Origin of the sequence: Rhizobium terrae, from assembly GCF_003425685.1 — a bacterium.
GTDB lineage: Bacteria > Pseudomonadota > Alphaproteobacteria > Rhizobiales > Rhizobiaceae > Neorhizobium > Neorhizobium terrae.
In genome coordinates this window covers 108,220-129,100 of the sequence record NZ_QJKM01000005.1, presented here as the reverse complement: position 1 = coordinate 129,100, position 20,881 = coordinate 108,220, and the positions used below count along the sequence as shown (strand labels likewise).

The 20,881-nt window shown below is 61.3% G+C and carries 19 protein-coding genes; 8 read left to right on the top strand and 11 right to left on the bottom strand.

Features of this window, described 5'->3' with window-relative positions; translation table 11 throughout:
* Position 1: 1 nt before the first annotated feature.
* The 6 genes from DMO26_RS10770 to DMO26_RS10745 are packed head-to-tail and all read right to left on the bottom strand — an operon-like array spanning position 2 to position 7,592.
* A complete protein-coding gene (locus tag DMO26_RS10770; protein ID WP_117192055.1) occupies positions 2-1,117 on the bottom strand; it encodes a CgeB family protein in 1,116 nt (371 codons plus the stop codon).
* A complete protein-coding gene (locus DMO26_RS10765) occupies positions 1,114-2,205 on the bottom strand; it encodes a CgeB family protein (protein ID WP_117192054.1) in 1,092 nt (363 codons plus the stop codon). The genes DMO26_RS10770 and DMO26_RS10765 overlap by 4 nt, the downstream gene beginning before the upstream one ends.
* Complete coding sequence (locus tag DMO26_RS10760; RefSeq protein WP_117192053.1) at positions 2,202-3,332, bottom strand: CgeB family protein; 1,131 nt, start codon at positions 3,330-3,332, stop codon at positions 2,202-2,204. Before DMO26_RS10760 ends, DMO26_RS10765 begins: the two co-directional genes overlap by 4 nt.
* Before the next feature lie 2 nt (positions 3,333-3,334).
* Complete coding sequence (locus DMO26_RS10755; RefSeq protein WP_226951262.1) at positions 3,335-4,450, bottom strand: glycosyltransferase family 4 protein; 1,116 nt, start codon at positions 4,448-4,450, stop codon at positions 3,335-3,337.
* Complete coding sequence (locus DMO26_RS10750; RefSeq protein WP_117192052.1) at positions 4,447-6,489, bottom strand: NAD-dependent epimerase/dehydratase family protein; 2,043 nt, start codon at positions 6,487-6,489, stop codon at positions 4,447-4,449. The genes DMO26_RS10755 and DMO26_RS10750 overlap by 4 nt, the downstream gene beginning before the upstream one ends.
* Positions 6,486-7,592, bottom strand: coding sequence for an NAD-dependent epimerase/dehydratase family protein (locus tag DMO26_RS10745; RefSeq protein ID WP_117192051.1), 1,107 nt, complete (start codon positions 7,590-7,592; stop codon positions 6,486-6,488). The genes DMO26_RS10750 and DMO26_RS10745 overlap by 4 nt, the downstream gene beginning before the upstream one ends.
* A 189-nt stretch (positions 7,593-7,781) precedes the next feature.
* On the opposite strand from DMO26_RS10745, the gene DMO26_RS10740 reads away from it, so the two are divergent.
* The 4 genes from DMO26_RS10740 to DMO26_RS10720 all read left to right on the top strand — a co-directional run bounded on the left by DMO26_RS10740 (position 7,782) and on the right by DMO26_RS10720 (position 11,781).
* Complete coding sequence (locus DMO26_RS10740; protein ID WP_117192050.1) at positions 7,782-8,339, top strand: DUF1003 domain-containing protein; 558 nt, start codon at positions 7,782-7,784, stop codon at positions 8,337-8,339.
* A 111-nt stretch (positions 8,340-8,450) separates the two neighbouring features.
* The gene (locus DMO26_RS10735) at positions 8,451-9,440 is read left to right on the top strand and encodes an MDR/zinc-dependent alcohol dehydrogenase-like family protein (RefSeq protein WP_117192049.1); all 990 of its coding nucleotides are present in this window, start codon (positions 8,451-8,453) and stop codon (positions 9,438-9,440) included.
* On the top strand, positions 9,437-10,471 hold the full coding sequence (locus DMO26_RS10730; RefSeq protein WP_117192048.1) for a Gfo/Idh/MocA family protein: 1,035 nt from the start codon (positions 9,437-9,439) through the stop codon (positions 10,469-10,471). The genes DMO26_RS10735 and DMO26_RS10730 overlap by 4 nt, the downstream gene beginning before the upstream one ends.
* An 818-nt stretch (positions 10,472-11,289) precedes the next feature.
* The gene (locus tag DMO26_RS10720; RefSeq protein ID WP_117192046.1) at positions 11,290-11,781 is read left to right on the top strand and encodes a sigma-70 family RNA polymerase sigma factor; all 492 of its coding nucleotides are present in this window, start codon (positions 11,290-11,292) and stop codon (positions 11,779-11,781) included.
* Positions 11,782-11,790: 9 nt separating this feature from the next.
* Here the strand turns inward: DMO26_RS10720 and DMO26_RS10715 are convergent, their stop codons facing one another.
* Entirely contained in the window at positions 11,791-12,183 is a 393-nt protein-coding gene (locus DMO26_RS10715) for a response regulator (RefSeq protein ID WP_117192045.1), read from the bottom strand.
* 399 nt (positions 12,184-12,582) lie between these two features.
* Here DMO26_RS10715 and DMO26_RS33650 point away from each other — a divergent pair, with 399 nt between their 5' ends.
* The 4 genes from DMO26_RS33650 (at position 12,583) to DMO26_RS10705 (ending at position 15,994) form a co-directional block, all read left to right on the top strand.
* Complete coding sequence (locus DMO26_RS33650; RefSeq protein ID WP_162894809.1) at positions 12,583-12,759, top strand: DUF4366 domain-containing protein; 177 nt, start codon at positions 12,583-12,585, stop codon at positions 12,757-12,759.
* 11 nt (positions 12,760-12,770) lie between these two features.
* Positions 12,771-13,169 (top strand): hypothetical protein, encoded by a 399-nt coding sequence (locus DMO26_RS33645; RefSeq protein ID WP_162894800.1) that lies wholly within the window; start codon positions 12,771-12,773, stop codon positions 13,167-13,169.
* 63 nt (positions 13,170-13,232) lie between these two features.
* The gene (locus tag DMO26_RS10710) at positions 13,233-15,035 is read left to right on the top strand and encodes a thiamine pyrophosphate-dependent enzyme (RefSeq protein ID WP_117192044.1); all 1,803 of its coding nucleotides are present in this window, start codon (positions 13,233-13,235) and stop codon (positions 15,033-15,035) included.
* Positions 15,036-15,118: 83 nt separating this feature from the next.
* Complete coding sequence (locus DMO26_RS10705; protein ID WP_117192303.1) at positions 15,119-15,994, top strand: c-type cytochrome; 876 nt, start codon at positions 15,119-15,121, stop codon at positions 15,992-15,994.
* Positions 15,995-16,070: 76 nt separating this feature from the next.
* Here DMO26_RS10705 and DMO26_RS10700 read toward each other — a convergent pair whose 3' ends face one another.
* From DMO26_RS10700 to DMO26_RS10685, 4 genes are all read right to left on the bottom strand, one after another.
* Positions 16,071-16,274 carry a hypothetical protein gene (locus DMO26_RS10700; protein WP_117192043.1) on the bottom strand — a complete coding sequence of 68 codons (204 nt, stop codon included), beginning with the start codon at positions 16,272-16,274 and terminating at the stop codon, positions 16,071-16,073.
* Between the two features lie 398 nt (positions 16,275-16,672).
* Positions 16,673-17,746 carry a lipocalin-like domain-containing protein gene (locus tag DMO26_RS10695; protein ID WP_117192042.1) on the bottom strand — a complete coding sequence of 358 codons (1,074 nt, stop codon included), beginning with the start codon at positions 17,744-17,746 and terminating at the stop codon, positions 16,673-16,675.
* Positions 17,736-20,144 carry an ABC transporter permease gene (locus DMO26_RS10690; protein WP_117192041.1) on the bottom strand — a complete coding sequence of 803 codons (2,409 nt, stop codon included), beginning with the start codon at positions 20,142-20,144 and terminating at the stop codon, positions 17,736-17,738. The genes DMO26_RS10695 and DMO26_RS10690 overlap by 11 nt, the downstream gene beginning before the upstream one ends.
* Complete coding sequence (locus DMO26_RS10685; protein WP_117192302.1) at positions 20,141-20,800, bottom strand: ABC transporter ATP-binding protein; 660 nt, start codon at positions 20,798-20,800, stop codon at positions 20,141-20,143. Before DMO26_RS10685 ends, DMO26_RS10690 begins: the two co-directional genes overlap by 4 nt.
* Positions 20,801-20,881 lie beyond the last annotated feature (81 nt).

The window sequence follows — 20,881 nt, the reverse complement described above, 5'->3', positions numbered from 1 at the left end:
CTTAGGCTGAGACTTTCCGAAGCATGTGTTGCGTTCGGGACTTTCGCTCGGGCAGATGTCCGAGATCGGCGGCAAGCTCTCGGGCCCGCGCAAGGCCGGTGTGGCCTTCGAGAACGATAGCTTCGGCTTTCCGGGCCAATGACCGGCGATCGACCTCACCGATCTCCGTCAAAGCCTCGATCACATCTTCCGTCTGCCTGGCGATGATGATTGCGTCCTGATCCGGCAGAAGTTCATCGAGGCCGCGCCAGTCGTCACTGACGATCGGCGTGCCGCAGGCAGCCGCCTCGAACAGCCGTACGCTCGGCGACCAGCCGGCGGCGATCATATCGGTGCGGGTAACGTTCAACGTGAACCGCTGGCGGCTGTAGAAGCTCGGATGATCGGCCGGCGGCAGATGCTCGATACGTTCGACATTCTTCGGCCAGTCTATATCGGCCGGATATTGTGGTCCCGCGACCACGAACTGAAGATGCGGCAGTCGCCTTGCGGGTTCGATGAGCAGCCTGTCGACGGCAGGTTGGCGGTCGGGGCTGAACGTGCCGAGATAACCGAGATCCCAGCGGAAAGTTTCATTGGTGTTCCGGTAGCGCTCGGCATCGACCGAGCAATAAAGCGGCAGGGCTTTCCTTGCGCCATATTGCTGTTCCAGCCGGATCAAGATCTGTCCGCCGGAAAAAGAGAGATAGGCGTCGAAGAGCGGAACCTGGCGCAGCGCCAGATATTCCTCGTCGCCACGGTCGAGCTTCGCCAGCGTTACCGGCGTGTCGATGTCATAAAAGCAGAGCCGCTTTGGTCCGAGCGCGTCCAGGCAATCGATCAGCCTCACGCCTTCCGGCACGTAGGAGCCAACCACCACCGCATCGGCACCGACGATACGGCCCCGATGTGTATCGAGCATCGAGCCTATGTCGGAATAGTAGATAAGTTCGCAGAAATCCGGCTCCGGCAGGTCGCGATGGCCGGCATACCATGGCACGTCCCGCTCCAGGAAAAGGGTGCGATGGCCTTCCGCCTTCAAGCCACGGATCAGGGCGCGGAACGTCGTTGCATGCCCGTTTCCCCAGGAGGAGGACAGTGTGAGACCCAAAAAGACGATGTCGAGGGGCTTCGTCATTCGGCCGCCTCCCGTGCCGCGTTCGAGCAGGTACGAAAGATGGCGTCCACCTGCTCGGCGCGGTGCGCATAGGTGTGTTCGGACAGCACGCGGGTAAGCGCCCGCTCCCCGATTGCCTTTGCCCGCTCGCGATCAAGACCGGCGAGAATATCGACGACATCCTTCCCGTCCCGGGCAACGAGCACTTCCTCATCCGGCTTGAGAAATAGCTCGATGCCCTCCCAATGGTCGGTGATCAGACAAGCACCGGCACCAGCGGCCTCGAACACACGGGTTGCAGGAGAAAAACCGTTTTCGGCCATGCTCGCGCGGGAAATGTTGAGCACTGCCTTGGGCGTCACATTGAAGGCGTTGTGATCGCGGGTCGAGACATGCCCGATGAAATTGACGTTTCGAGACATGGGTTTGCCGCCCCATCCTGATCCGCCGAGCAGAAATGTCTGCTGTGGCAGGCGCATGGCGGGCTCCAGAAAGAAGCGCTCGACCCGCGCCTCGCGGTCCGGCAGACGATTTCCCAAAAAACCGAGATCGGAGGTGAACCGCGCTTCTTCCGGCACCGGATGATGGGTCGTCGGATCAAGCGCGTTGTAGACGGGAATACAGCTTCCGGCGCCAAGTGCCCGATAGGCATCAACAACCGGATCTCCGCCGCCATAGGTCATGATCAGATCAAGTTCGCCGAGTGCCTTGCGAAGGGGATGGTCCGGATGCACCCGAAACTCTGCGAGGGTCGCCGGTGCATCGACGTCCCAGAATATCTTGAGGGCACCCGGCCGCGCGTTACCGAGCACTTCCTGCAGCAGGAGATCGTCCTCGAACCCGACACCGCTTGCTTTGACGACGATATCGGCCTGCGCGGAATCGGTACCCACCCTCTTCAACGCCTCGATTGTCCCATCATAGACCACTACCCTGCACCAATCCGGCGGATCGATGTCCCGGTGCTTCTGACGGTCATAGACGTCCGGCTCGTAGAAGGTGATGTCATAGCCTTTCTGTGCCAAAGCACGAAGAAGGCCCCGGTAATAGGTAGCGGCGCCGTTCCAGTAGGCCGAAACGATGCTGGATCCGTAAAACGCAATCTTCATTCCGCGGCCTCTTTTGCTCCAAGTTTTTCAGTGACGCGGCGCGTGCCGCATTCGGCAAGAATGGAAAGCAGCTCATCCACGCGGTGGCGGCAGGTGTGGCGGGAGCGGATGGTTTCGAGCCCTGAGGCGATGAGCGCATTCGACAGGTCGGCGTCGGTCAGAACTTCGGCCAGCAGACGTGTCATTTCCTCTCCATTGCGCGCCATCAGATAGTCGCGGCCCGCCCGGAAGAGGTTTTCAGCATCGTTCCAGGGCGCCGAAACGAGCGGAATGCCGCAGGCGAGCGCCTCGAAAACCCGGATGGTCGGAATGCCGGGCAGATTTTGCACATAGGGTCGGCGCGGGATGTGAACCGTGGCACCATGGCGCGCGAAAGCAAGCGGCGCTTCGGCATTGGCGATCCAGCCGCCATATTCGATGCCGGCCTGAGAAAGCGCCTCCAGCGCGTGCTGCGGATAGCGCACGCCGCGGACGGTCGCATCGAAGCCGAGGGTCCTCACCGGGCGGACAAGGAATTCCATGATCTCGGCAGAACGCTCATCGTCACCCCAGTTGCCGATCCAGATCAGATCACCGGTCTTGGCGATATCCGGATGCGGCCGGAACAATGTATCATCTGCCGCCTCGTGCCAGGTGTAGACCGCCCTGCCCCATCCGGCCCTCAGATATCGCTGCCGCAGCGTTTCACCGAAGGCGAGGACACCATCGTAGTCGTCGATCTTCAGCCCGGCGATATCGCTTTCGGCCGAAACCGCCCGATGATGGGTGTCGTGAAAGAGCAGCGTGAAGCGGCCACCGTCGCGACGCGCGCGCCCGATCCGCTCCACCAGCGCGGGTTCGTTCCACTCATGGACGATTACGACATCCGCATCGTCGATCGCCGCTTCATGGTTGAAATCCGCGCCATGGATTTGAGAGGTCAGCTCGGGAAACATCTTTCGGAATTTTTCGATAGGGACCAGGCCCTGCTCCGCAATCAGGTTGGACCGGCTCCAGGACTCCTCCGGTTCCAGGGCCAGCGCCTCGTGACCACGGCGGATGAGATCGCGCATGACGCCGCGCAGAAAGTGTGCATTGCCATGGTTCCAGTCCGAAATCAGCGAATGGGTATAGAAGATGAATTTCATGCTTACTCCGCCGCGGTAAGAGCCTGCTTTGCCGAAAGAAGCCGGGCATAAACGCGCGCCACCGCCTCCGCCTGCGCTTCTGCCGTGAAATCCAGCGATCGAATGCGCGCTCGGTTTGCAAACACCGTCCGCAGGGAGGAATCTCTGGCCAGCTGGTTGACCGCAGCCGCGAAGGCATGCGGGTCATGAGGATCGGCAAAGAGTGCCGCACCATCCCATAATTCGCGGTAGGTCGGGATGTCTGCGAGCACCAGCGCGCTGCCGCAACGCGCGGCTTCAAGCGCCGCCAGACCGAACGGTTCGTAAAGCGACGGCGATACCACGATCGCCGCCCTCGCCATCAGGGCCATGGTTTCCGCATGCGAGAGCTCGCCCCGGTTCTGGACTCTTTCGAGCGGCACACGCTGCCCGTTCGGACCCCGGTTCGATCCGGCCATCACCACGGGGCAGGAAATTTCCTCGCTGGCCGCATCGAGCACGGCACCGTTCTTGCCGTCATCCCACCACCGGCCGGCTGCAAAGGCGAAATTCTCTTTCGCCCCGGCAGCCGGGGAAACCTTGCTTCCGTTGTGAACGACCAGCAGATCGTCGATCGGTCCATAAACTGAACCCAGGAGCGCAGCGTGGCTGCGGCTCGGGGCGAGAACCGCATCGGCACCATCGAAACCCTTTCGGTTGAGGCGTTCCTGCCATTGCCAGGTTTCCGGTAACCCGCAGCCGCGAACTGCCCGAAACCATGTGGCGACGCAGGAATGCGACACGGCGACAACCGGAAGACCGATATCGAGCCCCGCCGCCTGTGACGGCAGATTGAGATGCGCGATATCTGCCTTTTCCCTCGCAGCCAGATCGGAAAGCGTCCTCGATACACTTCTGAGAGCGGCCTCGTCTTCGACCATCCAGTCGAGCGGCAGATCGCACCAGACAAGCTTGCCGATGGCTTCCGCTTCCCGCATTTGACCGGAAGAGGGCCGAGGACCGAAAACGGCGAACACGGTCTCGAAGCCCATCGGTCTCAGTCCGGCTGCCAGATCCAACGCATAGCGCCAGACGCCGCCCACTGCATCGACCGACATCAGGATGCGCCGGCGATCAGCCTCTCGTGACCGGGCCGTCATGCCGAAACCTTCCGCTTTTGCTGAAGCCGCATCCTGCCGCCGAAACGATGTTCGGCCAGCCACTCGGCAAGGTGCCGGATGCCGCTCGCCCACCGGACGCGAGCCTGCCAACCGAGTTCCCGTTCCAGTTTGCGGGTGTCGGCAACGAAGTAATACTGATCGCCCGCACGCCACTCGCCGAACTGCGTTTCGATGGCACGTTCGGTGATGGCCTCTATTTCCCGAAGAACTGCGCGAATGCTGACGGCATTCCGGGGGCCGCCGCCGAGATTGAATACGCTGCCCTTCACCCTGCCTATATTGGCAAGAACGGTCCGATAGGCGGTGACCGCATCGTCGACGTGCAGAATATCGCGCACCTGCTTGCCATCGCCGTAGATCGAGATCGGCTCGCCGCCGAGCGCCCGAATCAGGAAATGCGCAACCCATCCCTGATCCTCGGTGCCGAACTGACGCGGGCCATAGATGCAGCTCATGCGCAGCACCGCGGTCGGAACGTCGTAGGATTTCGCATAGTCGAGGACATACTGGTCCGCGACGCCTTTCGAGCAGCCATAGGGCGTGCAGAAGTCGAGCGGCCTGTCTTCGCCGATGCCGTTCAGGCGGATGTCCGCCTGCCCCGGCACATAACGATCCTCGGTCTCCACCATCTTCAGATCGTCAAGCGCGCCATAGACCTTGTTGGTGCTGGCGAAGATCACCGGGGCTCTCTTGCCGGCCTTCCTGACTGCCTCGAGAACGTTGAGGGTGCCGCGAGCATTCGCCTCGAAATCATCGATCGGATGGGCGAGACTTGTCGTCACCGCCGTCTGCGCGGCGAGATGGAAGACCGCCTTGGCATCGCTGAACGCCGCCTCTATGCCGCGCAGGTCCCGCACGTCCGCCAGCGCCGGATGAACGCGATTGCCATGCCGATCCATCAGCCAGGCAAGGTTCTGGTCGACGCCCGGGCGGCCGAGGTTGTCCAGAACGACAACGTCCTCGCCGTCGCTGAGAAAACCATCGGCAAGGTTTGACCCGATAAAGCCGCTGCCGCCGGTAATGACGATCGGCGCGGCGCCGTTCGCGACGTTCGGCGCGGCAAGGCGCGTCACGTCCTCGACGCGGGAGACGCCGCCCTCCATCAGGAGCCGGGCCAGCAGCTTCGGCTGGTTATCGTAGGTCACGGCGCCGAGATGATAGTGCCTCGGATCGAACCACAGGCCTTCTTGCACCGGAACGTCGGGTGCGACATCGGCCCATGAATACCAGTAGGTCCGGTCGGCAGGCACGTTCAGTGCCTTCACGAAGCGGCGTGCCTGCTCCATCTCGTCGCTGCGCCAGGTGGAATAACCGGTCTCGGTGATCCAGAGCTCGGCGTCGGAATTATAGCGGTCGAGTATCTTGCGCATCTCGCCGAGATGCATGTCCCAACCGCCCCAAGTGCCTTCCTCGCTGTCCCAGGTTCCGGGAAAACCGTGGAAGCCGACTGCGTCGACGACGCCAAGGACGCCGCGCTCGCCCATCAGGTTCAGCCAGTAGGGGTCGAATGGGCACGGCCCGCCGAGCACCGGCTTCCAGCCGCGATGCTTCGCCCAATAGGCAGCACCGCCCACCATTTCGCAGAAGAGCTGGAAGTCGCCATCCTCGCGCCAATCCCAATCGAGGAGATTATTCGGCTCGTTCCACAACTCGATGTGGCGGAAGTGCTTGCCGTAGCGGGTCAACACGTGGTCGACGAAATCGGCGTAGGATTTCAACTCATACGGCGCGCCTGATGACCGTCCGGTACGGGATAAGGACGGCGGGGTGTAGTGAATACAGGGCAAAAGGTCGATCTGACGGCCAAGCTGCGGGATCAACCAGTCAAACCACTCTTCTCCGCCCGACGCCAGATATTCGGCCCAGGAAAGGTGGGTGCGCAGATAGCCTGCACCGCTTGCTAGAATATCGGGGAGAACGCGCTCGACGCGCTCGAACTCGCCGGGACGAAACCATTCGACGAAGCCAAAGGATTTCCGGGATTGCGATACGCTCCCGGGCGGGATGGACATGTTCATGATACAAGCCCCCGCTCTTCGAGCTGACGCTTCATTTCCGCTCCGCGATCGACCGCCCCGGCGCTGCGCACCCATTCGGCAAACGGGGCAAGAGAGTTTTCCAGCAGGAATTGCGGCTCGAAGCCGAGCAATTCGCGGGCCTTGGATATGTCGGCAAAGCAGTTGCGGATATCGCCGGACCGCGCCTTGTTCATGATGTCCGGCGCGATGTCCGGCACGCCCATGGCCTCGGCGAGAAGGATTGCCACCTCCTCCACCGTGTAGGCCTGGCCACTGCCGATATTGATGATATGGCCTGCGGCATTCGGCTTTTCCAACGCCAGACGAAAGGCCCGCGCGACATCCCGCACATGGACGAAATCGCGGCGCTGCTTGCCATCCTCGAAGATCATCGGCGGCTTGTTGTTGGCGAGGCGCGAGGCGAAGTTGGCCAGTACGCCGGTATAGGGATTGGAAAGTGCCTGTCCGGCACCGAAGACGTTGAAGAGGCGAAGCGCAACGGCATCGACCCCATAAGCCTCACCGAAAATCAAGACCTGCTTTTCCTGCGCATATTTCGTAAGGGCGTAGATTGAGGCGAGATCGACCGGCTTCTCCTCGTCGGTCGCGACCGGCGCCAATGGCTGGCCGTCCGGTGACAGCGGATCCCATTGACCGCGCTTGATCCGTGCCGGCCAGCGGCGAACCAGGCCGAGCTGGTTGCCGTCGAGCGTCTGATATCGGCCCTCGCCGTAAACGCTCATCGAGGAAGCGACGACAATGCGTTTGACAGAACGGCCGATCATGGTCTCCAGGAGGATCGCCGTGCCGAGATCGTTGGCGCCCACATAACGGGCGATCTCGTACATGGACTGACCGACACCGACTTCCGCGGCCAGGTGAATGACACCGTCCACGCCATCCAGGGCTTTCGTGACAATGGCCTTGTCCCTGACATCGCCACGAATGACCTCCATGTCTTCGGGAACGACCGCTTCCGCATCGCCGTGCACCTGGTCGATCAAGGCGTCGAGGCTTCGCACCTCATAGCCATTTTTAAGGAGTTCTTCCGTTACGTACCGGCCGATAAAGCCGCATCCACCAGTCACCAGAATCCTTGCCATGAGGCCCTCTGTCTCCACGAATTGGAACTTCCAACGAGGCGCCGAACATGACTTGGGTGTAAAAAGTTCCTTCTTCTACGTCATCTTTGTCATCTTTGACTTCATCAATAACATCATCCCATTTCTTCAGCGATCCGGAACCGGTGGCGAATAAGCGGGTTAGGCGCCTTCTTGCTGAGGAACAAGAACTTGCAGAAAGACCAGACCTACAATACCACCCCCGAGCCTCGGCAGGCGGAAGAAAATCCCATTTCTACCGTTCTCGACAGAAACATCAGCGCCCTGATCCGCCGACGCGTGAAGGACGAGAAGAGGCTGTCGCGGCAGGAGCACCTCGCCCAGGCCATGACGGACTTCGCCGGAAGCATGGTCTTCGTCTATATCCATGCAGCGATCTTCGCCCTCTGGATCGTTGTAAACCTTGGATGGCTGCCGATCTTGCCCGCATTCGACCCATCGCTCGTCATCCTTGCGATGGTCGCTTCCGTGGAGGCAATCTTCATCTCGACCTTCGTCCTCATCAGCCAGAACCGCATGGCTGCGGCAGATGACAAGCGGGCCGACCTTGCATTGCAGATTTCGTTGCTCAACGAGCATGAAACCACCAGGCTCGTCGCCATGGTCTCGGCGATCGCAGAAAGACTCGGCGTCGAAACCGAAGTCGCGCCCCATGAGATCGACGAGATGAAGAAGGACGTGCCCCCGGAAATGGTGATGGAGGAAATCGAGCGCCAGCAATCCGGCTGATCCCGCACGTCATATTCATCATCATCTTCTTCTTTGACTTCTTCTGGAACTCTCATGGAGGTTTTTAGTTCGACAAACCGACCTTCCGACAACTCCAGCAAAAGGCAGAGAATGAACGTCATCTCGAAGACTGGAGCCGGGTTGATGCGCGCTGTCGTCGTCACCGGCCCCGGCAGGATCGAATTGAAGAACATGCCGGTTACGGAACCCGGACCGCGACAGGTACGCGTGCGGCTGGAAGGCTGCGGCGTCTGTGCTTCGAATCTGGTGCCCTGGGCCGGTCCCGATTGGATGACGTTCCCGACGGAGGCCGGCGGACTGGGCCATGAGGGCTGGGGGCATATCGAAGCGACCGGCGAGGACGTGACGGATGTCGCAATCGGCGACCGGGTCGCCGTCCTCAGCCATCATGCCTATGCCACGCATGACATTGCCGATGCGGACATGGTCGTTCCCCTGCCGGCATCGCTCGATGGTCAGCCCTTCCCCGGCGAACCGCTTGGCTGTGCCATGAATATCTTCCGCCGGGCGGATATCCAGGCGGGTCAGACGGTAGCGATCATCGGCATAGGCTTTCTTGGCGCGCTTCTGACGCAGCTTGCTTCGAAGGCCGGAGCCCGAGTGATCGCAATCTCCCGTCGCCCCCATTCCCTCGATGTCGCAAGGAAGATGGGCGCCGTAGAAACGATCGCCTTGGACGATCACTGGCGGATCATTGAGGAGATGCGGCGTCTGACGGAGGGGCGTTTCTGCGACCGTGTCATTGAAGCGGTCGGCAAACCGTGGCCGCTCGATCTCGCGGCGGAACTGACGATGGAACGCGGCCGGCTCATCATCGCCGGCTATCATCAAGACGGGCTGCGTCAGATCAACATGCAACTGTGGAACTGGCGCGGGCTCGACGTCGTCAACGCGCACGAGCGCGATCCGGCCATCTATATCCGGGGTATCCGCGACGCAATACACGCCGTGGCGCAAGGGCGCCTCGACCCTTCATCGCTCTATACGCATCGCTACCCGCTCGAAGAGCTCGACCACGCGCTCGACGACACGCGCGACCGTCCTGGAAATTTCCTCAAGGCTTTGGTGATCTATCGATGAACAAACTGGTTTCGCAAAAGGAATTCGCCGCTCGGAACAGGCCTGTGCGGCTGGGCTTCCTGGGGCTTGGCTGGATCGGCCGTCATCGAATGGAAGCGGTCTTGAACAGCGGAACGGCCGAGGTCGTCGCCATCGCGGACCCCTCCGAGGAAATGGCGCGGGAGGCCGCAAAACGTGCGTCTGGAGCGAAGCGCGCCGCCGATCTCGAAGCTCTGCTGGCGGAGGATATTGACGGCATCGTCATCGCAACTCCCAGCGCTCAGCACGCCGCCCAATCCATCCGGGCGCTGAATGCAGGCGTGGCCGTGTTCTGCCAGAAACCTCTGGGGCGGACGGCCGGAGAGGTCCGCAGGGTAATCGAGGCCGCAAGGACTGCCGACCGCCTCCTGGGCGTCGATCTCTCCTACCGGCACACGCAGGCGATGCGCAGGATCCGCGAGCTTATCCGCTCTGGCGACCTTGGCCGCGTCTTCGCCGCCGACCTCACCTTCCATAATGCTTACGGCCCGGACAAACCATGGTTCTACGACAAATCGCTTTCCGGCGGCGGATGCGTGATGGACCTCGGCATCCATCTGATCGATCTCGCCCTTTGGACACTCGATTTTCCCGAAGTCACGGCGGTTTCCAGCTACATCATGTCTGCCGGACAGGCCATCGTTCCGATCTCGGATCAGGTCGAGGATTACGGCCTTGCAAGTTTGACGCTGAAAAACGGTACCGTCGTGCGACTGGCCTGCTCGTGGCGCCTGCAGGCGGGATGCGATGCAGTCATCGAGGCGAGTTTCTTTGGCACGAATGGCGGTGCCTCCATGCGCAACGTCAACGGTTCCTTCTATGACTTCACCGCCGACCGGCTTTCCGGCACCTGCCGTGAGCGGCTTGTCGATCCCCCGGACGAGTGGGGTGGCCGTGCGGCTCTCGCCTGGGCACGCCAGCTTGCCAAGGACGGCGGTTTCGATCCCGCTTGCGAGAAGTTGGCGGACGCTGCCGACATCATCGATGAAATATACAGCCGCGCGACGAAATAGCCCTGAAGGGACCATCGGCCAGACTTCGCTTGCCGGCCGTCTCCGTTGGATCAGCTTACGCGGATTTGGCCTTCCGGCGCGGAGCCGTCACGGCACCTTTTTTCGGTGTGGCGGAAACGTCGGAGCCGTCGCCTCCTCGGCTTCTCCCGGAAACCTCATGTTCCCCTCGCCGGGAGGCGCGGGAACTATAGGCTGCCGCCTTAGTTAGCCGTCAGCAAGGAGCAGTCTCATGAGTATGAACAAGCCGAAGAAAGGCGGCCTGTCGAATGCCAGAAGACCGAAATAACTACGTCTGGCCGATATGAACGAGGGCCGTTATCTCCGCTCACGGTGGGGCCGACAACGAATACCCTGCAGAAGAAGTTCTGTCGAAGCCTTCCGATCCGGAAAGTTTCGAACCTTATCACCATTGGTCCTCGAAAGGGTTTCTCATGGCCAATCAGCTATGGCTCTTTGTCGTTGCCGGCGGTGCGGCCCTTCTTGGTGTCGCCTTGGCCTTCGGTATGTTTATGGAAGACCGATCCCGTGCGCTGAGCGCCATGATCGGTGCGTTTATCGTCGCGGGATGCGCAGTGGGACTTGGCATACTGATTTCCACCCAGGCACCCACAGCCCCTCAAACGGCACCGGACGTACATGGATCGCAATACGATCTTCCCGCACGTCCCTCAGACCAGAACGCCCTGCCAAAGACACCATGAACGTCAGCAGCCGCAAGTTCATCGAGTTTTGCGCCGTCCGCCACCGCACCGGCGGCTCTTTTTTCGGAACAGAGTCCTTTTTCAAAGGTTGCACTCAAAACAAGAGAGGAAGGGCGCATGAATCACATCGAGAGACAGAAGCGCATCGAAGCGGAACTCGTCGACCTTATGCCGGCCCTCAGAAATTTTGCCCGCCGGTTTCATACTTCACCCAACGACATTGACGATCTCGTTCAGGAGACGCTTCTCAAGGCGCTTTCCAACCTTGAGAAGTTCGAGGAAGGAACACGCCTCAAGTCATGGCTGTTCACCATCATGCGGAACAGCTTCTGCACCAAGTTCGGCTTGGCCAAACGCGAACGCGTGGGTATCGACGCCAACGCTGCGGAGCGGCCATCGGTTCCGCCCGCTCAGGACTGGGGCATGCGCGGACATGAGCTGGAAAATGCGATAGGACGCCTGCCGGAAAGATACCGGACCGCCATCGACCTCATCTTCATCCAGGGTATCAGTTATGAAACCGCGGCAGACCGGTGCAGCTGCCCGGTTGGAACCATGAAGAGCCGCGTCAACCGGGCCCGACTTCAGCTTACCCGGGAGCTGGAGTAATCGGCGGCGTCAATGCCAATCGCTCGATGTGCTTGATGCAAACAGCGCCTTCGCGATCTTTTCAAGCTCCGTCGGTTTTTCGCAAAAGGCGAAACCGGAAAATTCCTCCGATATGAAGGCCGGATCGTAACCGGTAGCGAAAACGAAGGGGATATCGAGTTGATCGAGTTTTTCGGCGACGGGAAACACGAACTCGTCCCCAAGATGAACATCCAGTATGGCGGCATCTATTTTTTCCTGTTCGATCAATACCAACCCCTCCTCCACGCTCGACGCCGGCCCCACGACAACCGCTTGGAGATGATCCAATTTTTGGCGGACCTCATCCGCAATAAAATACTCATCCTCGACCACGAGGATTCGTTTGCCCGCAAAGAGGTCGATATGGCTTTGTTGGTTCACCTGCGCATTCCCCTCCAGTCGCTCAGCCCTCCCGCGCCGCGAACTCGCAGGCGTTCGCCAGGTTCATGGCCAAATTGAAAATAGCGCAGGATCTGACAAAAACGTCCGGCGACGCCCCCGGTCTTTGTCTTCACCATTTTTCATTCGCATGGAACTCTGAGCCGACCTTTCGGTTAGTTCGCTCCCCAGACCAAGAGTGCGACGAACAATCTCCGAGCGGACGGAACAAGCACCGGTCAGCACGGTCACGCGCCTTCGGCCGAGCCGCTTTCCGCCCGGGTGAAAGGGAACCCTAATGGATGAAGCCAGAACTCGACATCGCGAATTTGCCGTCTACATCAAGCTGATCCTTGCCGTGAGCAACATCATCGCGACCAGCGTCTATGTGAGGTTAAGCCTGTGAACATGCGCCCGGAAGACGAGCCGGGAGTTTCGCCGGGACCGGCTTCGCCTGAGAAGAAGACAAAGCAAGCCCTGCTTGGAAGAGGGCTGGCGCTGTTCATCGGCGGTGTGGCAGTGACGGCATTCCTCTTGTATCTCGCCGTGGCGCTCTACGCCGCGTTCAGGGCCGGATGACACCGCGTTCCATGCCGGAACTCAACCTGCCGCTCGCGCAAAGGCTGGGCCGACATGGTCAAAAACTCTTCGCGTCGGCAACCATATTCCGAAGATATCCGTGCGGCTCCTTTCCTCGCCGCTCGATCCGGAACCTTCGCCCACCTCAAGCTCGGTTTTCATTCGCTCGTCGACGAGTTCGACAGGCCAACGAAATCGCTTGGCGCCATGAAACTTTAGCGCCCTTCCAAGGTTCACATTTCATGGAAGATCGGGAGAAACAACGCCAGAAGACGGAGAAAACGGCGAGCACAAACATGCTGCGCTTCGTGATGACCATTCTGCTCGTCGCCCTCCTGCTGGCCGCGGCGTGGTTCTTTCTGTTCACACCTGGCGATCCCTCCGCGATTCACGGCGAGGCCATTCCGTAGGACCGATCTGAACCCGCTGGCCGAACTGTCCTTGTTCCGCAATAGCTTCAAGAGGAGCCGACAATGCCGAATGCCGCCGATATTCTCGTCGAGACGCTGATCGATTGGGAGGTCAAGGTCATTTTCGGCCTGCCCGGAGACGGTATCAACGGCATTATGGAGGCATTGCGCAAAAGGCAGGACGAGATCGCCTTCGTTCAGGTGCGCCATGAGGAATCGGCCGCCTTCATGGCCTGCGCCTATGCCAAATTTACGGGTAGGCTTGGCGTATGCTTGGCAACGTCCGGACCGGGCGGCACGCACCTGCTGACGGGCCTCTATGATGCCAAGCTCGATCAGATGCCGGTTCTGGCGATTACCGGCATGCAGTATCATGACCTCATCGCGACGTTTACCCAGCAGGATGTCGACCTGACCCGGGTCTTCGATAATGTCGCGATCTACAATGCGCAGGTCAGCGATGCCGCACATATGGAAAACCTGGCCAGCCTAGCATGCCGTTCCGCCCTGGCGAGACGCGGCGTGGCCCACCTCTCGATCGCCAGCGATACCCAGGAAATGGAGGCAAAGTCGCGTTCGAAGCGCAACAGGCCGAAGCATGTTCCGAACCGCTACTTCAAGGGCCGGCAAGTGCCTGACGACGCGGAGCTGGATCGCGCAGCGAAGGTTTTGAATGCGGCGGAGAAGGTCGCAATCCTCGCCGGACGCGGCGCGCTCGGCGCCCATGAGGAGTTGAGGGAGACGGCGGCCCTGCTCGCCGCCCCGGTCGCCAAGGCGCTGCTCGGCAAGGCGGTGCTCGCCGACGACGATTTCCATTCGACCGGCGGGATCGGAATTCTCGGCACGGCGCCGTCCCAGATGATCATGGAAGAGTGTGACGCCGTGCTCATTGTTGGCTCGACCTTTCCTTACATCGAATATTATCCGAGACCCGAAGCCGCCCGCGGTGTCCAGATCGACAGCGATCCTCAGCGCATCGGTCTCCGTTTCCCCGTGGACGCCGGCCTCGTCGGCGATGCCAAGGACACGCTTCGACTTCTCAATAGCCGCCTTGAGCGCAAGTCCGACCACTCATTTCTCGAGCAGACACGATCAGCGATGGACGACTGGCGCCGCAAGCTTGAAATGATGGAGACGGATCAGGCTACCCCGATGAAGGCCCCTGCAGTCGTGCGGGCATTCGGCAGGCGCATTACCCAAGACGGCATACTGGTCACCGACTCCGGCCAAAACACCGAACTTGCCGCACGGCATATCGACGTCGGTACCGGCAACCAGTTCGCGGTCTCCGGCGCGCTCGCCTCGATGGCATCCGGCCTGCCTTATGCCATCGCCGCAGGCATCGCTTACCCGGGTCGCCCGCTTTATGCGGTGGTGGGTGATGGCGGCCTCGGAATGCAGCTCGGCGAATTCTCGACGGCGGTCCGTCACGGCCTGCCGCTCAAGCTGCTGGTCATCTGCAACGGCATGCTGAACCAGATCGCCTGGGAACAGATGATGTTCCTCGGCAATCCGCAATTCGCCTGCGAACTTGCCCCGATCGATTTCGCCAAGGCAGCGGAAGCCATGGGAGGCCGAGGTTTTTCGATCCGCCGGTTCGACGAGATCGAATCCGTTCTGGATCAGGCTTTTTCCACGGACGGCGCCGTGATCATTCAGGCCTTCGTCGACAAATATGAGCCGATGATGCCGCCCAAGATGCCAAAGGACTACACGAAGAACTTCCGGAAGGCCCTTCCTGAGACGCAGGGGCATGAGGCGATCGAAGCCAACATCGCCCGCCCGCCCCTTCGCGACATGATGGAAGCGAGGCAGGCCGAGTTGGAAATATCGGAGACCACCGCCGATCTTCCCGGAATCCCGTGAGAAGGTGCGGTGAGGCCGCCATGCTTGCCGAAATCACCTCCGGCCCATCCCGGCCACACGTCGAAGTTTCCACCTGGGGCTGGATGGTTCTTGCGGTAGCCACGGCATCCACATTGGCTCTTTTCTGGCTCACCGTCGCGATCCCGCGCTTCCCAAGGGATGAGGCGAGCTTGCGAAGCGGGGATGCCGCGCGCGGTCGGCTTGTTTTTGCGGCCGCCTACTGTTCCTCCTGCCATGCCACACCTGGACAGACGGATCCCCTAAAGCTCGGAGGGGGATTGGCGCTCGCCTCGCCTTATGGGACCTTCCGGGTCCCCAATATCTCCGCCGATCCGGTGGATGGCATCGGGTCGTGGTCCGTTGCGGACCTTGCCAATGCCCTGATAGCCGGCGTATCGCCTGGCCGGCAGCACTACTATCCGGCCTTTCCCTATACCAGTTATAGCGGAATGAGCCTCGAGGACATTCGGGACCTCTATGCTTATCTGCGCACATTGCCAGCCGTCGCGGGCCGACCGCCTGCGCACGACCTGCCTCTCCCGTTTCGCCTCCGCCGGGCCATCGGTCTCTGGAAGCTCATGTTCTTCGACGAGGGTAAGGCGCCGGCCGCTGCGAACCAGGATCGTGGCGCCTATCTCAGCGAAACACTAGGCCATTGTGCCGAGTGCCATTCCAGCCGCAACATGCTCGGCGCCATCAAGCCGGAGACGAGATTTGCCGGCGGCGTCGATCCCGAAGGCTCCGGTTTCGCTCCAAACATCACTCCGGAACGGATCGGCCGCTGGACAGAAGCCGACATCGCGAACCTGCTGAAGACTGGCCAAACACCGGACCATGGTCGGGTAGGATCGTCCATGGCGGATGTCGTCACCAACACCGCCGCCCTGCCGCAAAGCGACCGGGACGCGATTGCCAGATACGTGAAGTCGCTTCCGGCTCGGCCTACTCCGCGTCCTTAAAGCCGACCGAATATCAGGATAAACCGCAGATGCCTGTCTTACGCCTTACGCGACGCCCGGCTCAACAGACCGGCGTTCAATGGGTTCTGCGCCGCTGCTGACGCAGAGCCTGCAGCGTTGCCTGCAGCTTGGCCTCTTCGCCGGATATGGGCGCTCCTCGGAGTATGAGCCGGCTGATGGCCTTTTCCTGCTGAAACAGTGACTTCTCAAGCAGGAAAACAGCTCGGCCGGCCGCAGCAGCCTCTTCCTGTTTGACTGGGGCGTGATCATTTTTTGGCATTACAGCGCGCCTGCGGTTGCGGTTCGGCTTGTGAACCTGGAGTGTTAGGCCGTTGGGCGGATGTTCCCGGCGCTGTCGTACAAGCCTCGCCGTCGGTGACGCTGTTGGTAACCCCCGGATCGGCCGTCGGAACCGCTTCGGAACCCGCAGTAGGCTCATTGCCCTGCCGTTGCGAGGGCGCCCCATATTGCGATGGCGCTCCGGCTGAAGAATTTTGAGCGTACGCCGGAACGGCGGAAGCAGCAACGAAGATGCATGCGACAAGCGGTTTGAAAACCATGTGTATCTCCGAGACCTCTGGAATGTCGCGAACCATCGGTAGCGCGAAAAGTTCCTGGCATTGCCAGCCCTGCATCCCGCGCGCAACGAGCGCGCCCCGCTCTACAGGTTACGAGAGGTCAGTATCCTGTCATCTCCAGATACCCCTCGCCCGACATGCTTCCCTCGAACGAGATCGGGCCTTCCCAGTAGGGCGTATAGGTGTTCATCCAGGCATTGTCGTTGAGTGGCCTGGTCGTGACGTCTAGGCCTTTGCTGGGGATTCTCACCCGCCATGCAACCGGAATATCCCGGCCATTCACCTGCGCCGTTCTCAACGGTTCGAGCAGGACGTCCTGCGAGGACAAGGGGTTGGTCCTGCCGTCGGCAGAGATCCAGTTTGCAGATACGAAACCTCCCCCCGTATCGCGCAGCCGGAATGCCATGAGCTTTTCGCCTGAGGCGAGATGGAGCGAAAACCAGTCCCATCCGGTCTGGTTCGACGCGAGAGGTTGCGACGACCACTCCCGGTCGAGCCATGCTTTGCCGGTAACGGTGACTGGCTCCCCATCCAGCGTGATCGTGCCCTGGACCTCGTAGAACGGCTGAGAATAGTAATAGCTGGCTTGTCCGGAAGACGATTTCACCGAATAACCCTGGTCGCCCTGGAGCACTACCGGCCCGTTTGCTGTCAGCGTCATTCGATAGCTGAAGTCTTTTCCGCTGGCTCGAAGGTCGATGCGGCCCAGTTGATCGTTCCCCGCCGGCCCGATGGCCTTCATCTGCCAGTCGTCTATCCATGCCTCGAAAGGATCGGCGACGATACCCGCCTGCCCGACCCCTCCCCGTCCCAGCCGCTCCGCAACGTAGTGACGCTCCGCCGTCGTGACCGCCGCATGTCCGATCCATATCTGAGGGGTGGACCAGCCTTGGCCCTCGCCCGGTGCAAGCGCCGATCGGAACAATGTCCATTGCGCCCCGAACCGGCGGCCGCCCTCGGCCTGGAGATTGGCGGTGACATACCACCACTCGATCCTGAAACCGCTATGCGGCCCGTGGTCCTTCGGGAAGGACAGCGTGAAACCACGCTCGGGAACGGCAAACCCTTGCGCATTCGAGCCAAGCCCCGCGAAACCTTGGGCATCTGTCTTTGCAGGGCCAAGAGCGACGGTCGAAAGAGCGGCAAGGGCAACGGCGGCGAACCTAGCGTTCATTGGCAAATACTCTTAGCAGATCGGCAGGATTGACGGTCGCCAGGCGCCTGACCGGAAGCAGTACGGACAACACCGCCGCGACGAGGGCCACCGCCCCAAGCCGCAGCCAATCCGCCGGAAAGATCGTCATCGGCAGCTTCCAGCCGAAGGCCTCGACGTTGACGATCGCAAGCAGCACCCAGGCAAGCGCCAATCCCACCGGGATCGCCGCAACGAAGGTCGCCAACCACAAGGCCAGCGTCCGCGCGATCTCTAGAAGCGCAAGGTCCCGGCGGCGCAGGCCCATGGCCCAGACCGGAGCCAATTGCGGAAGCCGGATGCCGGAGAGCGTCAGAAGGCTGGCGAACATGGCAAAACCTGCCACCGCGAGCGTCAGCACGTTGAGCGCCCCGGTGACGGCAAATGTCTGCTCGAACACGGCTCGTGACTGCCGCTTGAGGGAATCCTGCTCTACGACGTTGCTTCCCGGCAGTCCGAACTCCTGTACGATCTGCCGCTTCAGATCAGCAGCGGCGGCCGGATCGACGCGGATCCCGTATCGGAGCTTGGGGACATTCGGATAGTGCCGGACCAGAGCATCCAGACCGACGATGACCTGGCCCCTGGGGTTGCCGTAATCGGAATAGACACCGACGACCGCAACGGGCCATTCGCCCGGCAGCGTGATCGTCTGGCCGGGTTGGACGCCCTTGCCGCGCCATAGCTGTTCGTTCACCAGAGCGCCCTGCCCTTCGGCAACCCGATCCCAGACGCCTGCCGTTCCGCCGATCAGCGGCCAATGATCCCGGTAGGTGGAATCATCCGCCACACCGAAGATCTGCAATTGGTCGCCGAGAATATTGCCCTCGATGCTCCAGATGGGCAGGACGGCATTCGAATGCTGCGGCAGCCAATCCCGCAGGCGAGCCGCTTCGTCCTCGTCGCGGGCGGTGACGTAAAGCTCCGCCGCAAGACGCTGGTCGAGCCAGCCAAGGAAGGTCAGGCGGAAGCTCGACACCATCGTTCCCACCCCGATGTTCGCCGCCAGCGCCAAGAGGAGCGCCATCAGCGCAAGTGACAGACCGGGCAGTTGCAGCCGCGTGTCCGCCCAGAACCACACGGTCAGAGCTTTCCGTGACCGACCTTCGGCAAGCTGCAGCGATTTCGACAGGAAGGCAGGAAGCAGAAGGGCGGAACCGAGCAGAAGACCGCCCAGCACTGCAAATCCAGAAGCCAGTCCGGAGCCGGCCCAGGCCATGCTGATTGCGAGCCCCAGCAGAATCGCTCCTGCCAGCGATTGAAGCTGCAAGGCGGTTGCGGATGCCCGAGCCCAGGCACGCGGTTGAGCCGCGGTCAGGATCGGCATGCGCCGGACCTGCCACAGGCTTTGGACTGACGAGAGAGCAGTCCCGGCCACGGCCATTGCCATCCCGGCGAGCCACCATTCGGGACGGAGAGACAACGCACCGGGAACGCTTGCGCCATAGAGTCCCCGCAGCGTGGCAGCCACGCCCGGCAAGAGTGCCGACGCCACAAAATACCCGATCACCACGCCCATCAGACCGGAGACAAAAGCGAACGATGTGATCTCGATGATCAGCATCGCCGTCAACGACCTCAGCGAGACGCCGAGGGAACGAAGCGTCCTGAACGTGGCTCGACGTTGTTCGAAAGCGAGACCGGTCGCAGAGTAGACGATGAACAGGCCGACCACGAAGGCGAGGAAACCGAAGGCCGTCAGGTTCAGATGAAAGCTGTCGGTCAACCGCGCCACGTCCGGTCTGTCGCCTGCGGACTGCCTCGTAAGTTCGGGAGCCACCGTTTCGAGCGCGGGCAGATCCGGCCGCTGCTCGGGCGCCATCACGATCCTGCTCAGCGCGCCCCTCCTGTTCAGCAGCCTGTCGGCCACTCCGATATCGGTAAAAGCCGCATCGTCGGGAATATCGCCGGAAACCTTCAGGGGCATTGCAGCCACGTCCTTGAGACGTACGGCCGTCGCCGGTGAAACGACAAGCTGCCCTCCCCCGTGGACGAAATCCACGAATTCGGAAGAGCCGGATATCGGAAATGCAGGGCCTTCATTCGGCAGGGTCAGGGGATCGACACCGATCAGCCTGATCCGGACCGGGCCGAACCTGTAGTCGCCCTCGATAACGGGAGATACGCTCCACCCGGCCCGCCGCAGCTTCGCGAAGACTGCAGTCGGGATCGAGCCGCCATCGCGCGGCAACAGCTGCGGCAGGCCATTCTGCTCCAGGATCGAAGCGGCCCGTGCATAGCTTGCCCTTGCCTCCGCGTTGATCGCTTGAACGCCCGACCAGAGCGCGGTGGCGAGCGTTATCCCGAGGATCAAAGTGACGAGCTGCAGCGGCCGGTGCCGCCAATGGGAAAGAAGCGCCAGAAACGCCGCCTGTTTCATGCGACGATCCTCCCGCCGCGCAGAACGACGCGACGGTCGAGCTTGTCGGCGAGCCGCATCGAATGCGTGACCAGAAGAAGGGCTGACCCCGCACTTCTGCTGAGCGACAGCATCAGGTCGAGCACCGCGTCGCCCGTGGCTTCGTCGAGATTACCCGTCGGTTCGTCGGCAAGAACGAGAGACGGTCGCGCCGCGAGCGTCCGCCCGATCGCGACACGCTGCTGCTGGCCGCCGGAAAGTTGCTCGGGATAGCGGGCGAGCAATCGGCTGAGGCCGAGCTGCTGCATCAATTCATGCTCCCAGTCGGGATCAAAGCGCCCTGCAAGCTTGGCATGAAAGGAGATGTTCGCCGCCACGTCGAGCGAGGGGATAAGGTTGAACTGCTGAAAGACGAGGCCGACCTCGTTCCTGCGGTAGCGGGCGCGGCCGCTGTCGTCGAGCGCGCCGATATCCCGGCCATTTACGACGATCGTTCCCGCGTCCGGACGGTCGAGGCCACCGGCGAGATGGAGCAGCGTGCTCTTGCCGCTGCCCGATTCGCCCGTCAGTGCCACGCTTTCCGTCCTGGCGAGCTGGAGATCGATACCTTTCAGTATCTGGATGGGGCCTTCCGCCGTCTGGTAGGACTTGGTGATCTTGGAAAGGGACAGGAGCATTGAAGTCATGTGGCACCGGCGGCTGTCATGTGCAAGTCGCCACGCCGCCAAGGGATAATCGTCCCCGATACAGGGCCCGGG